Origin of the sequence: Streptomyces sp. NPDC090119 (assembly GCF_044747085.1) — a bacterium.
In the GTDB taxonomy this organism is placed as follows: domain Bacteria; phylum Actinomycetota; class Actinomycetes; order Streptomycetales; family Streptomycetaceae; genus Streptomyces.
On the sequence record NZ_JBIVDK010000001.1, the window covers coordinates 808,082 to 820,256 of the forward strand.

The window sequence follows — 12,175 nt, forward strand, 5'->3', positions numbered from 1 at the left end:
TTCTCCCGGTCACCCCCCACCCCTCTTCTCACCCTGTGGTCCACTTCGTGGACACCTCTTGGTGGTGGGCCCCCGCTGCGGTAGAAAAGGGCCCCATGAATCCCATGCCGCTGGTGCGACGCCTGGTCATCGACCTGTGCCGACGCCCGGCCGCGTGTTGTCGCTGACCGCCGCTGTCCGCGCGCGTTCCTGACGGTCCACTCCGCCCGGTGAGGTAACCCGGCGCGGTATCAGACGAGTTGTGTCTCGCAGGACCGGTCTTTCCCGCTGTGCAGGCGGCGCTTCGCCGTACCCACTTCTCACATCGCCGCTGTTACGAGGCCCTCATGGAGGCCGCCCGTGTCCCTTTCCCTGCGCCCGGAGAAGGCCGACCCACTCCCGGCCGCCGCCGCGCCCCGTCCACCCCGGATACCAAGTGCCGTACGCCGTACCGCACTTCCGCTCGGCTCGCTCGTGCTGTTCCTCCTCCTGTGGCAACTCCTCGCGGTGAGCGGCACCTGGAGCGAGACGCTGGTGCCACCGCCGGCCACGGTGTGGCGGGCCTTCATCGACGTGTCGACCACACACGACGGGGTCCGGGGCTACAACGGCACCTATCTCATCGAGCACTTGGGCATCAGCCTGCGCCGCATCGCCTTCGGTGCCGGGATCGGCATCGCCGCCGGAGTGGTGTTCGGGCTGCTCATGGGCACCGTCGGCTGGGTGCGCTCGCTGTTCGAGCCGTGGATCACCTTCCTGCGGACGCTGCCCCCGCTGGCCTACTTCTCCCTGCTGATCATCTGGCTCGGCATCAACGAGGAACCCAAGATCACCCTGCTGGCCGTGGCCGCGTTCCCGCCGGTCGCCGTCTCCACCACCACCGCCGTGGCAGCCGTGCCGAAGGCACTCACCGAGGCCGCCCGCGCACTCGGCGCCTCACGCTGGGACGTCGTACGGGACGTCGTCGTCCCCTCCGCCCTGCCGGAGACGCTCACCGGCGTCCGGCTGGCCGTCGGGGTCGCCTACTCCTCCCTGGTGGCCGCCGAGTTGGTCAACGGGCTGCCCGGCATCGGCGGCATGGTCAAGGACGCCGCCAACTACAACAACACTCCGGTCGTGCTCGTCGGCATCATCGCCATCGGCATCTCCGGGCTGATCATCGACGGCCTGCTGCTGCGCCTGGAACGGGCCGTCGTGCCCTGGCGCGGCCGCACCTGATCCGCACGCCCAACTCCCGCTCAGAGAAACGGCACTTCCATGTCCCACGCCCCGCTCCGCCCGTCCCGTCGTCAGCTGCTCACGGGTGCCCTCGCCGTCGCCGCCACCGCCGCGGTCACCGGCTGCTCCACCGACAGCTCCGCCTCGGGCTCCGGGAAACGGCTGCGGATCGGCTACTTCGCCTTTCCCAGCGGCGACTTGATCGTCAAGAACAGAAAGCTGCTGGAGAAGGCGCTGCCGGACCACACCATCACCTGGATCAAGTTCGACTCCGGGGCGAGCGTCAACCAGGCCTTCCTCGGCAAGTCCCTCGACATCGCCGCGCTCGGGTCGAGTCCGTTCGCGCGCGGGATATCGGGGCCGTCCCCGATCCCGTACAAGGTCGCCTGGATTCTCGACGTGGCCGGGGAGAACGAGGCGCTGGTCGCGCGGAAGAGCACCGGGGTCTCCGACGTGGCCGGGCTGAAGGGGCGTACGATCGCCACGCCGTTCGCGTCGACCTCGCACTACAGCCTGCTGGCCGCGCTGGACCAGGCCGGGCTGAAGCCGTCCGACGTCAAGCTGATCGACCTCCAGCCGCAGGCGATCCTCGCCGCCTGGCAGCGGGGCGACATTGATGCCGCGTACGTGTGGCTGCCCACGCTGGACGAGCTGCGCAAGACGGGCAAGCAGCTCACCAGCAGCAAGCAGGTGGCCGGTTCGGGCAAGCCGACCCTGGACCTCGCCGTCGTCTCGGACGAGCTGATCGCCCGCGATCCCAAGGCGATCGACGCCTGGCGCAAGGCGGAGGCCGAGGCGCTGCGGCTGCTCAAGTCCGACCACGAGGGCTCGGTGAAGGCGGTCGCGGCCGAGCTGAACATCAGCGCCGCCGACGCCCGGGCCCAGCTCGCGCAGGGCGTGTTCCTCACCCCGGAGCAGGTGACCTCCGACGAGTGGCTGGGCACCGACGGCAAGCCCGGCAAGCTGCTGACCTACGTCGGCGACACCGGCCGCTTCCTGGCCGGTCAGAAGCAGATCGACGCGGCGCCCTCGGCGACCTCCGTCGAGAAGGCGTTCTACCTCAAGGGGCTGCCCGATGTCCTCAAGTGAGCTGACCGAGGCACAAGTTGAGCCAAGTGTCGAGAACGGTGCCGTCCGGCTCGATCACGTCACCCACCGGTACGGTGCGGTGACCGCCGTCGGTCCGGTCGATCTCACCGTGCCCACCGGCGAGTTCCTCGTCCTGGTCGGCGCCTCGGGCTGCGGCAAGAGCACCCTGCTGCGGCTCATCGCCGGATTCGAGCGGCCCACCGAGGGCACCGTGACGGTCTCCGCCACCGGCCCGCGCCCCGGCGACACGGCGGGCGTGGTGTTCCAGACGCCGAGGCTCTTCCCGTGGCGCACCGTGCGCGGCAACCTCGACCTCGCCCTCCGGTACGCGGGTGTCGAACGCGCCCAATGGCCGGAGCGACGAGCCGAGTTGCTCGCGCGAGTCGGCCTGGAGGGCACCGAGGCCCGCCGGGTCTGGGAGATCTCCGGCGGGCAGCAGCAGCGCGTCGCCATCGCCCGCGCGCTCGCCGCCGAGAACCCGCTGCTCCTCCTCGACGAACCGTTCGCCGCCCTGGACGCGCTCACCCGCGAACGGCTCCAGGAGGACGTGCGGAGGATGGCCGCGCAGACCGGGCGCACCACGGTGTTCGTGACGCACTCGGCCGAGGAGGCCGTCTTCCTCGGCTCCCGCATCGTGGTGTTGACGAAGAGCCCGGGAACCGTCGCCCTGGACCTGCCGATCACCCTGCCGCGCGGTGCGGTGGACGCCGAAGAGCTGCGCGGCTCACCGGAGTTCGGCGAGCTGCGCGCCGAGGTCGCGCACGCCGTGAAGAGCGCCGCCGCCTCCTGAACGCCGTACCCCGAGAAATCCCAGGTCCCGGACGGGGCCGTACCGGAAAGGACATCCCCATGAGCATCCTCAGCGACCGGCCCGTGGCGACGCGGCTGCCGCTCACCGAACTCGGCCCGAACATCGGCGCCGAGATCGACGGCATCGAGCTGGCCCGGTTGGACGACGACGGTGTGCTCGCGCTCCGCGAGGCCCTGGTGCGTCACAAGGTCCTCTTCGTGCGCGGACAGCACCAGCTCGACGACGCCGGGCAGATCGAGCTGGGCCGTCGGCTCGGCGAGGTCACGGTCGGGCACCCGGTGCACGACTCCGGTGACGTGGCGCCCGAGGTGTACTCGCTGGACAGCCAGGACAACGGCTTCGCCGACGTGTGGCACACCGACGTCACCTTCGTACCGCGCCCGCCCGCCATCTCCGTACTGCGCGCGGTGGTGCTGCCGCCCACCGGGGGTGACACCAACTGGGCCGACAGTCAGGCCGCGTACGAGTCGCTGTCGGCGGGGCTGCGGGCGCACATCGACACTCTCACCGCCGTCCACGACGGCTCACGCGAGTTCGGCTACTACCTCGCCCAGCGCCGTCAGGGGAAGGGCAACCTGTGGGAGGGCGAGGTGTTCACGCAGCTCACACCGGTGGAGCATCCGGTGGTGCGGGTGCACCCGGAGAGCGGGCGCAAGGGGCTGTTCGTCAACCCCGGCTTCACCTCGCACATCGTCGGCGTCTCCGAGCACGAGAGCCGGGGCCTGCTCGACATTCTCTACGCACACCTCACCAAGCCGGAACATGTGGTGCGGCACCGCTGGCAGCCGGGCGATGTGGCGCTGTGGGACAACCGCAGCACCTCGCACTACGCGAACCGCGACTACGGCGACCAACACCGGGTGATGCACCGCATCACGCTGCGCGGCGACGCCCCGGTGGGGCCGCGGGCGTAGGCACAGACGGAGGGGCTGCCCGGTCATGGTCCGGGCAGCCCCTCCGTGCGTCAGCGTCCGACCCGCGCGCCGTCGGCTGGTCCCGGTACATGTGGCTTCGGGACGTGGGACGGCTGCACGTGTGGTTCCGGTACATGTGGCTTCTGCACGTGTGGCTCCGACACGTGTGGTCCCGACACGTGTGGCTCCTGCACAGGAACATGTGGTTCCGGCACATGTGGCCCTCGCACATGTGGTTCCGGTTCGGCGTCCAGCGCCCGCAGCACCTCCCTGGCCACCGTGTCGTTCTGCCGGAAGGCGGGCGCGTCGGTACGGGGGCGCGCGAAGGCGGCGATGGCCCGGCTGTCGGTGGGGGCGCCCAGGGCGATCCGGCGGGGGTGCGGTCGGCCCAGGCCGGGGTCGATCAGGTGGCCGTCGGCGGGGGAGACGGTGATCCGGCCGGACCGGTGCCGGTGCGTACCGTCGGCCACCACCTCCTCCGCGAGCGCACCCGAACGGTGCAGGTGCCGCAGCAGGGGGTCCTCGGTGCGGTCGAGGTTCGGGCCCGGCAGATACGCCTCGATCAGGGCGGTCGCGTGCACGGTGTGGCCCGGCACGGTGGGACTGGTCGCCGTGAAGGTGCCCGTCGCCTCGTCCGTGCCGACCCGGACGTCCGCGCCGAGGAAGCGCACCACACCGGCGCGGGACAGCGCGTCCAGCTCGCGCAGCCGGAAGCCGGGCGGTCCGGAGGCGAGGAAGCTGAAGAACCCGTGCCACCAGCCGTCCAGCCCGTCCGCCAGCGAGCGCGCCGTCAGCCGCCCGGAGGCGACCAGCCCCGGGAGTTGGCCGTAGATGGAGAGCAGGGCGAGGAACGCGCCGAGGTCGGCGCTGTGCTCGGGGTTCTCGCGGCGGGCCACGTCCTGGCTGGCGTAGGCGCGCAGATGCTCCTGGAAGGCGTCCGGGGTGTCGAAGACGAGCCCGTCCAACGGGCGGTCCAGCGCCTCGAAGTCCAGCCGGTCTGCCGGGTCGGGCACGGCGGTCGCGACCAGCCCGGCGAGCCGGTCGGAGTACCAGCCGAAGCGGTCGTAGGCGGCCAGGAACTCCGGCCAGGGCATCGCGGTGCGCTCGGGGTGGGCGTGGAACAGCTCGTGATAGTGGCCGAACCCGATCTCCTTGGCCATCAGCGGCCACACATCGCGCCGCAGGTCCAGCGGGCCCGACCCGGCGCGCAGCGCGTCGACCGCCTCCGGGCCGAAGTACCGGGGGAGCGGCGGGCGGGGACCCTGGAGCCGGTAGCCGGTCTTCGCGTGATACGGCACCCCGCGCCGCGAACCGACGTGCAGCACGGGTTCGCGGCCGGAGGGCAGGTAGGTCAGCGTGCCGTCCGGCTCGGTCCGGTAGGCGCCGCCGCGGCCCTCGGTGAGCAGCACCACCAGGTCGACGAACGCCAGCCCGAAGCCCCGCAGCACCACCTCCTCACCGGGCCGCAGTCCCGACAGGTCGGCGTCGGCGGAGAAGGCGGGCGGCAGATGGAAGCGCCCGTGCCGGCGGGCGAAGTCGGCGTGCACCCGGTGCGCCGGGGCGGGAGTCGAGCCCAGGTGCCCCTGGGTGAGTATCACCAGGTCGGCGCGGAGCGGTTCGCTTCGGCCGGCCAGGCGGACCTCCTGGGGGCCGTCGACCGGGCCGGTGACCGAGGTCGCGGTGGTGCGGTGCCACTCGACGGCCACGGAGGGCGGCAGATCGGCCAACGCCCGGCGGAACACCCAGTCCAGATAGGCGCTTTGGGCGCGCCGGGTCGGGAAGTCGGCCGGGTCCAGGGTGCTCAGCTCGGCCAGCACCTCCGGGTCGGCCGGTTCCGCGTACGGGGTGAAGCGCGGGGCGTCCGGCCCGGCGAACTGCGCAGCCCACTCGGCCAGTGAGGGGCCGGGGCGCACGGGGCCGGCCACGGTGGAGGTCTCGTCGGTGAACATCGTGACGTCCTCGGCCATGGAGTTCATCCGCAGCAGCGGCGACTGCTCGTGCCGCCAGACCCGGCCCGGACCGGGCGGATGCGGATCGACCAGATGGATGTGCAACTCGCGCTCCCCGAACCAGAGTTCGGGCGCATTGGCGGCGAGGCGCTCCAGCAGTCCGGTGGCGCGCGGCCCCGCCCCGACGATCACCAGTGTGTGCGTGCTCATCGGTCACCGCCGAGGGCGGCGGCGCGGCGGGCCCGGGCGCGGAGCACGGTCAGCCAGGGCCCCAGCCGGGCCAGCGGAGCGGGCGGCAGGGTGTGGGCGGCGCCCCGGCCGTAGTACCGCTCGACGTGGTACTGGCCCACACTCAGCACCGAGGTCACCGCGATGTACCAGACGGTGGCGACCAGCAGCAGCGGGATGACCTGGTAGGTCCGGTTGTAGACCAGCTGGACGGAGAACAGCAGGTCGTGCACGGCCAGCACACTCACGATGCTGGTGCCCTTCAGGGTGCCGATCAGCATGTTCCCGGCCGTGGGCACGATGGAGCGCATCGCCTGGGGGACGACGATCCGGCGCAGGGTGCGCCCTCTGCCGAGGCCCAGTGCCTGGGCCGCCTCGGTCTGCCCGGCGTCCACGGAGAGGATGCCGCCCCGGATCACCTCGGCCGCGTACGCCGTCTCGTGCAGGGTGAGGCCGATCAGCGCGGTCAGGGTCGGCCCGAGCAGGTTCACCGTCTTGACGCTGATGAACTCGGGGCCGAACGGGATGCCGATGCCGAGCGTCGGGTACAGCGCGCCGATGTTGAACCAGAACAGCAACTGCACCAGCAGCGGCGTCGAGCGGAAGATCCACACATAGCCCCAGCTCAGGGTGCGCAGCACGGGGTTGGCGGAGAGGCGGAGCACCGCCATGCCGGTGCCGAGGAGGAATGCCAGCACCATCACGGCGGCCGTCAGCCACAGGGTGAGCAGCAGCCCGTCCAGTACGGCGGCGGTGGTGAAGTACTGCCCCACCACCTGCCATTGGAAGGCGTCGTTGCGCACCACGGAGTTGAGCACCATGGCGAGGACCAGCAGGGCGACGGCGGCGGCGATCCAGCGGCCGGGGTGGCGGCGCGGCACGATCCGGGGCAGCTCGGTGCCGTCGGAGGGCGGCGCGGCCACGGAGGGCTTCAGGACAGGGGTGGAGGGGGCATCGGAAGGCGTGGAGGTGACAGGGGAGGGCGTGGCCATCGGTAGACGCTCCGGGAGGGAGGTGCGGACGTGGGGACCGTCCGGTGGCACACGTACGCGCGTACGGTGCGGCGGCCGGTGGCCTGCGTCGTCACGTGCCGCGTCCCTCAACGCGACCGGAGGAGCCCGCCGTGTGACGGGCCCGTCCGCCGTCGATCGTATGGGTGGGACACACATGTCTGTCAACCACACCTCCGGCAACCACACCGGACAGCAGGTCGGTTGTGGTCCGGCATGCGGTCATGGGTTGACGAAAAGCGAGACGCACTGCTCAATTGACCGCATGGATGCCCAGCAGCGCTTGGTCACGCGCGATCACATCGACTTCGGTCGAGTGTGGTCGTCCTCGTGTTGCGTCTGACTCGGCAGCGGGCCGTCTGACCGGCCCTTTCCCTCCGCCGGCGTATTCCGGCGCGGGCCGATGCCCATCCCTTCCGCGCGCTGCCGCCGCACCGTTCCGCCCGACGCCCGTCGTCGTCACGCCGCATTTCTGACGTCCGTTCTGACGCTTCCTCAAATTGCTTGCCGCGCTTGGCGGTTCAGTCCCGCACGCCTGCGCTCTTCCGCCGGAAAGGCTCACTCATGCCAGTGGAGTTCCTCGGCATAGCCGCGACCAACGACGGCTCCGAAACCACCCCGCGCTCGGGCGCGGCCTTCGACAAGGACTACACCCTCCGCCTCGCCCGCGCCCATGAGGACCACGACTGGGACCGGGTGCTCTTCGCCTACGGCTCCGGCTCCCCGGACCCCGCGCCCGCCGCCGCCTACATCGCCGCCCGCACCGACCGGCTGCAGCTCCTGCTCGCCCACCGGCCCAACGTCTCGTACCCCACCTTCGCCGCCAAGACCTTCGCCACCCTCGACCAGATCAGCGACGGCAGGCTCACCGTCCACTTCATCACCGGCGGCAACGACCACGAACAGGGCCGCGAGGGCGACACCCTCACCAAGGACGAGCGGTACACCCGCACCCGCGAGTACATCCGGATCGTCAAGAAGATCTGGACCACCCACGAGGCGTTCGACCACGAGGGTGAGCACTACACGTTCCATGACTTCGTCAGCGACGTCTTCCCCGTCCAACAGCCGCGCCCCGGCGTCTCGTTCGGCGGCTCCTCGCCCGCCGCCTACGCCGCCGGAGGCGCCGAGGCCGACATCTACTGCCTGTGGGGCGAGCCGCTGGCCGAGACCGCCGCGCAGATCGAGAAGGTCAAGGCCGCCGCCCGCGAGGCCGGCCGCACCGACGTACCCCGCCTCCAGGTCGCCTTCCGCCCGATCATCGCCCCCACCGAGGAGCTGGCCTGGGAGAAGGCGCACCGCACGGTCGGCGCCATCAAGCAGCGCCGGGAGGCGGGCCTCGTCCGCCACCGCCGCGGCGGCGCCCCCGAGAACACCGGCTCGCAGCGGCTGATCGCCATCGCCGAGGCGGGCGAACGGTACGACCGTGCCCTGTGGACCCCGACCGCCGCCGCGACCGGCGGCGCGGGCAACTCCAACGCCCTGGTCGGCACCCCGGAGACGGTCGCCCAGGCCCTGCTCGACTACTACGACCTCGGTGTCGACATCCTCTCCGCGCGCGGCTACGACCTGCTCGGCGACGCCATCGACTTCGGCCGGCATGTCATCCCGATCGTCCGCGAGGAGGTCGCCAAGCGGGACGCCGCCCGCGCGGCCGACGGCGGCCCGCTCACGGCGGTGGGCGAGTGAGCCTGCCCGCCCTCTCCGCCCGCTCGGTCGTCCAGGTGACCGTCTCCGACCCGCGCGTACGCCCCCTGCTGCGCGAACTCGGCGAGGAGTACTCCGCCCGCTACGGCAAGGACGCGCACGCCGAACTCGCCCGCTACCCCGACGAGGAGTTCACCCCACCGCACGGCGGTGTCCTCCTGCTGATCCTGGAGGGCGGCGAGCCGGTGGCGGGCGGTGCCTTCCGCCGGTACGACCCGGCCACCGCCGAGCTGAAACGGATCTGGACCCACTCCGCCCACCGCCGCCGGGGCCTCGCCCGCGAGGTCGTCGCCGAACTGGAACGCGAGGCACACGCCCGCGGCTACCGGCGGATCTACCTGACCACCGGACCCCGCCAGCCCGAGGCCCGCGCGCTGTACCTGAACACCGGCTACCACCCGCTGTTCGACACCCAGGCCGACCCCGAGTCCATCGGCCCGCTGCCCTTCGAGAAACACCTCGAAAGACAGCCCGAGCACGGACAAGACCTCCGCACCGGAAAGGCCACCGCCCAGTGAAGCTCCCCGGCATCCCCGGCCGCGCACGCCCGCTCGTGGCCGCCGCCGCGCTCCTGCCCCTGCTGGCCCTGACCGGGTGCGGCTCCGGCGATCCCGCCGAGGCGACCGCCGCGGGCGGCTCGCCCGCACCGACCGCCGACCCCGTCGCCGCCGTCCACAAGGTCGACTCCGCCGCCGCCCTGCTGCCCGCCGACGTACGCGCCGCGGGCACCCTGCGCATCGGCAGCTCGGTCGGCGCGCCGCCCTCCGCGTACTACCCGGACGGCTCCCGCACGCCCCAGGGCCAGGACATCGACATCGCCGCCGCGGTCGCCAAGGTCCTCGGGATCAGGCTGGAGCGGCAGGACGCCTCCTTCGAGACCATCCTCCCCGCCCTCGGCAGCGGCAAGTACGACGTCGGCACCGGCAACTTCGGCGTCACCACCGAGCGGCTGAAGACCATCGACTTCGTCACCTACATCGACGACGGCCAGGGCTTCGCCGTGAAGCAGGGCGACACCTCCTTCGGAAGCAAGATCACCGAGCTGACCCAGCTGTGCGGCCGCACCGTCGGCATCAACGCGGGCACCACCTTCGAGGCCACCCTCGCCGCGCGGAAGGGAGTCTGCGCCGAGGCCGGGAAGAAGCCGTACGAGGTGAAGGTGTACGCGGAGAACGGGGCGACCGTCACCGCGCTCCAGCAGGGCCGCATCGACGTGATCATGTCGACCATCAACGGCCTGCGCTACCAGGCCGCCCAGCCCGCCGCGCACACCGCGTTCCTCGGCGAATTCCACCGCCTCGACGTCGGCTTCGCCTTCAAGAAGGGCTCGAAACTGACCAAGGCGTTCCAGAGCGCCGTCAACGAGCTGATCGAGAACGGCACTTACCGCCGCATCCTCGAGAAGTGGGGAACCACCGGCTCCGCCATCGACAGCTCGCGGATCAGCCCGCCCGAGCACGCCTGAGAAGCGACGGAACCCACCATGACCACCGCCGCCCCCGACACCGCCCCGGCCGCTCCCCACGTGCCGCCCGCCACCGCCGACCCGGCCGCCTTCAAGGTCGTACCCGCCCGGCACCCCGCCCGCTGGGCCGGTGCCGCCGCCGTCCTCGTGCTGGTCGCCCAGTTCACGCACGGGCTCGCCACCAACCCGGTCTGGGAGTGGCACGTCTTCCGCGACTACGTCCTGTCCGAGACGATCGTCCAGGCCGTCTGGGTCACCCTCCAACTCACCGCCTACGCAACCGTGCTGGGCTTCCTCCTCGGCACCGTGCTCGCCTTCATGCGGCTCTCGCACAGCCCGGTGCTGCAGACCGTCGCCTGGACCTACATCTGGGTGTTCCGGTCCATCCCGATGATCGTGCAGCTCGTGTTCTGGTTCAATCTGAGCGCCCTGTACGAACGCCTCGGCATCGGCGTCCCGTTCGGGCCCGTCTTCTGGTCCGTCGACAGCGACAGCCTGATCGGCACCATCGGCGCCGCCGTCATCGGCCTCACCCTCCACCAGGCCGCCTACGCCGCCGAGATCGTCCGGGGCGGAGTCCTCTCCGTCGACGCCGGACAGCGCGAGGCCGCCGCCGCGCTCGGCATCCCCCGGCTGCGGCAGATCCGCCGGATCGTGCTGCCCCAGGCCATGCGCGCCATCCTGCCTACCGCCGGTAACGAGATCATCGGCCTGCTCAAGGGCACCTCGGTGGTCTACGTGATGGCCATCGGCGAGCTGTTCTACCAGGTCCAGGTCATCTACGGCCGCAACGGCCGGGTCATCCCGCTGCTGCTCGTCGCCACCGCCTGGTACGTCCTGCTGACCTCGCTGCTGTCGATCGCCCAGTACTACGTGGAGCGCCGCTACGCCCGCGGCGCCGACCGCACCCCACCACCCACCCCGCTCCAGCGGGCCCGCCGCTTCCTGCGCGACCTCCGCGCGGCCGCCGCTCGGCGCGAGGCACCCGTCACCGCACTTCACCTCCGGGGAGAGAACCGATGAACGACGTCATGGTGGACGTACGAAGCGTCCACAAGAGCTTCGGCCCCCTGGAAGTGCTGCGCGGCGTCGACCTGACCGTGCGGGCGGGCGAGGTCACCGTGATCCTCGGCCCCTCCGGCTCCGGCAAGTCCACCCTGCTGCGGACCATCAACCACCTCGAGAAGGTCGACAGCGGCTGGATCAGCATCGACGGCGAACTCATCGGCTACCGCCGCGCCGGGAACAAGCTGCACGAACTGAAGGAACGGGACGTCCTCAAGCAGCGCACCCACATCGGGTTCGTGTTCCAGAACTTCAACCTCTTCCCGCACCTCACCGTGCTGGACAACCTGCTCGAAGCCCCCGTCTCCGCGCTGCGCCGCCCCAAGAAGGAGGCCGAGGCGACCGCGCGCCGCCTGCTGGACCGGGTCGGCCTCGCCGACAAGGCCGACGCCTACCCGCGCCAGCTCTCCGGCGGCCAGCAGCAGCGCGTCGCCATCGCCCGCGCGCTCGCCCTGGAGCCCAAGGTGCTCCTCTTCGACGAACCCACCTCCGCGCTCGACCCCGAGCTGGTGGGCGAGGTCCTGGACGTCATCAAGGACCTGGCCCGTACCGGCACCACCATGATCGTCGTCACCCACGAGATCGGCTTCGCCCGCGAGGTCGCCGACACCGTGGTCTTCATGGACGACGGCACGGTGGTCGAACAGGGCCCGCCGTCCGCCGTGTTGGACGCCCCGCAGCGCGAACGCACCCGCGCCTTCCTCGCCAAGGTCCTCTGACCTTTCCAACTCATCTTTCGT

The 12,175-nt window shown here is 71.4% G+C and carries 11 protein-coding genes; 9 read left to right on the forward strand and 2 right to left on the reverse strand.

The window, feature by feature from the left end:
- Nucleotides 1–408 precede the first annotated feature (408 nt).
- Genes ACIPPM_RS03605 through ACIPPM_RS03620 form a run of 4 tightly spaced genes read left to right on the forward strand, consistent with a single transcriptional unit; the run spans nt 409 to nt 4,011 of the window.
- Nucleotides 409–1,197, forward strand: a complete 789-nt coding sequence (locus tag ACIPPM_RS03605) for an ABC transporter permease (RefSeq protein ID WP_401444168.1) — start codon at nt 409–411, stop codon at nt 1,195–1,197.
- A 39-nt stretch (nt 1,198–1,236) separates the two neighbouring features.
- Nucleotides 1,237–2,286, forward strand: a complete 1,050-nt coding sequence (locus ACIPPM_RS03610) for an ABC transporter substrate-binding protein (protein ID WP_401442439.1) — start codon at nt 1,237–1,239, stop codon at nt 2,284–2,286.
- Nucleotides 2,273–3,076: an ABC transporter ATP-binding protein gene (locus ACIPPM_RS03615; protein WP_401442442.1), complete on the forward strand. Its 804-nt coding sequence runs from the start codon at nt 2,273–2,275 to the stop codon at nt 3,074–3,076. Before ACIPPM_RS03610 ends, ACIPPM_RS03615 begins: the two co-directional genes overlap by 14 nt.
- Before the next feature lie 59 nt (nt 3,077–3,135).
- On the forward strand, nt 3,136–4,011 hold the full coding sequence (locus ACIPPM_RS03620; RefSeq protein ID WP_401442444.1) for a TauD/TfdA dioxygenase family protein: 876 nt from the start codon (nt 3,136–3,138) through the stop codon (nt 4,009–4,011).
- 50 nt (nt 4,012–4,061) lie between these two features.
- On the opposite strand, the gene ACIPPM_RS03625 is transcribed toward ACIPPM_RS03620, so the two are convergent.
- Nucleotides 4,062–6,170, reverse strand: a complete 2,109-nt coding sequence (locus ACIPPM_RS03625; RefSeq protein WP_401442446.1) for an FAD/NAD(P)-binding protein — start codon at nt 6,168–6,170, stop codon at nt 4,062–4,064.
- On the reverse strand, nt 6,167–7,180 hold the full coding sequence (locus tag ACIPPM_RS03630; protein ID WP_401442448.1) for an amino acid ABC transporter permease: 1,014 nt from the start codon (nt 7,178–7,180) through the stop codon (nt 6,167–6,169). The genes ACIPPM_RS03625 and ACIPPM_RS03630 overlap by 4 nt, the downstream gene beginning before the upstream one ends.
- Nucleotides 7,181–7,762: 582 nt before the next feature.
- Between ACIPPM_RS03630 and ACIPPM_RS03635 the strand changes: the two genes are divergently transcribed.
- Genes ACIPPM_RS03635 through ACIPPM_RS03655 form a run of 5 tightly spaced genes read left to right on the forward strand, consistent with a single transcriptional unit; the run spans nt 7,763 to nt 12,154 of the window.
- Nucleotides 7,763–8,887, forward strand: coding sequence for an LLM class flavin-dependent oxidoreductase (locus tag ACIPPM_RS03635; protein WP_401442451.1), 1,125 nt, complete (start codon nt 7,763–7,765; stop codon nt 8,885–8,887).
- Nucleotides 8,884–9,423, forward strand: coding sequence for a GNAT family N-acetyltransferase (locus tag ACIPPM_RS03640; RefSeq protein WP_401442454.1), 540 nt, complete (start codon nt 8,884–8,886; stop codon nt 9,421–9,423). Before ACIPPM_RS03635 ends, ACIPPM_RS03640 begins: the two co-directional genes overlap by 4 nt.
- Nucleotides 9,420–10,370, forward strand: a complete 951-nt coding sequence (locus ACIPPM_RS03645) for an ABC transporter substrate-binding protein (RefSeq protein WP_401442456.1) — start codon at nt 9,420–9,422, stop codon at nt 10,368–10,370. Before ACIPPM_RS03640 ends, ACIPPM_RS03645 begins: the two co-directional genes overlap by 4 nt.
- A gap of 18 nt (nt 10,371–10,388) precedes the next feature.
- Nucleotides 10,389–11,393 (forward strand): amino acid ABC transporter permease, encoded by a 1,005-nt coding sequence (locus ACIPPM_RS03650; RefSeq protein ID WP_401442459.1) that lies wholly within the window; start codon nt 10,389–10,391, stop codon nt 11,391–11,393.
- Nucleotides 11,390–12,154, forward strand: coding sequence for an amino acid ABC transporter ATP-binding protein (locus ACIPPM_RS03655; RefSeq protein ID WP_401442462.1), 765 nt, complete (start codon nt 11,390–11,392; stop codon nt 12,152–12,154). Before ACIPPM_RS03650 ends, ACIPPM_RS03655 begins: the two co-directional genes overlap by 4 nt.
- Nucleotides 12,155–12,175: the final 21 nt, after the last annotated feature.

Bases quoted from the DNA above. Each gene is read 5' to 3' on its own strand.
- ACIPPM_RS03610 (WP_401442439.1), top strand. From the start codon at position 1,237: ATGTCCCACGCCCCGCTCCGCCCGTCCCGTCGTCAGCTGCTCACGGGT.
- ACIPPM_RS03615 (WP_401442442.1), top strand. From the start codon at position 2,273: ATGTCCTCAAGTGAGCTGACCGAGGCACAAGTTGAGCCAAGTGTCGAG.
- ACIPPM_RS03620 (WP_401442444.1), top strand. From the start codon at position 3,136: ATGAGCATCCTCAGCGACCGGCCCGTGGCGACGCGGCTGCCGCTCACC.
- ACIPPM_RS03625 (WP_401442446.1), bottom strand. From the start codon at position 6,170: ATGAGCACGCACACACTGGTGATCGTCGGGGCGGGGCCGCGCGCCACC.
- ACIPPM_RS03630 (WP_401442448.1), bottom strand. From the start codon at position 7,180: ATGGCCACGCCCTCCCCTGTCACCTCCACGCCTTCCGATGCCCCCTCC.
- ACIPPM_RS03635 (WP_401442451.1), top strand. From the start codon at position 7,763: ATGCCAGTGGAGTTCCTCGGCATAGCCGCGACCAACGACGGCTCCGAA.
- ACIPPM_RS03650 (WP_401442459.1), top strand. From the start codon at position 10,389: ATGACCACCGCCGCCCCCGACACCGCCCCGGCCGCTCCCCACGTGCCG.
- ACIPPM_RS03655 (WP_401442462.1), top strand. From the start codon at position 11,390: ATGAACGACGTCATGGTGGACGTACGAAGCGTCCACAAGAGCTTCGGC.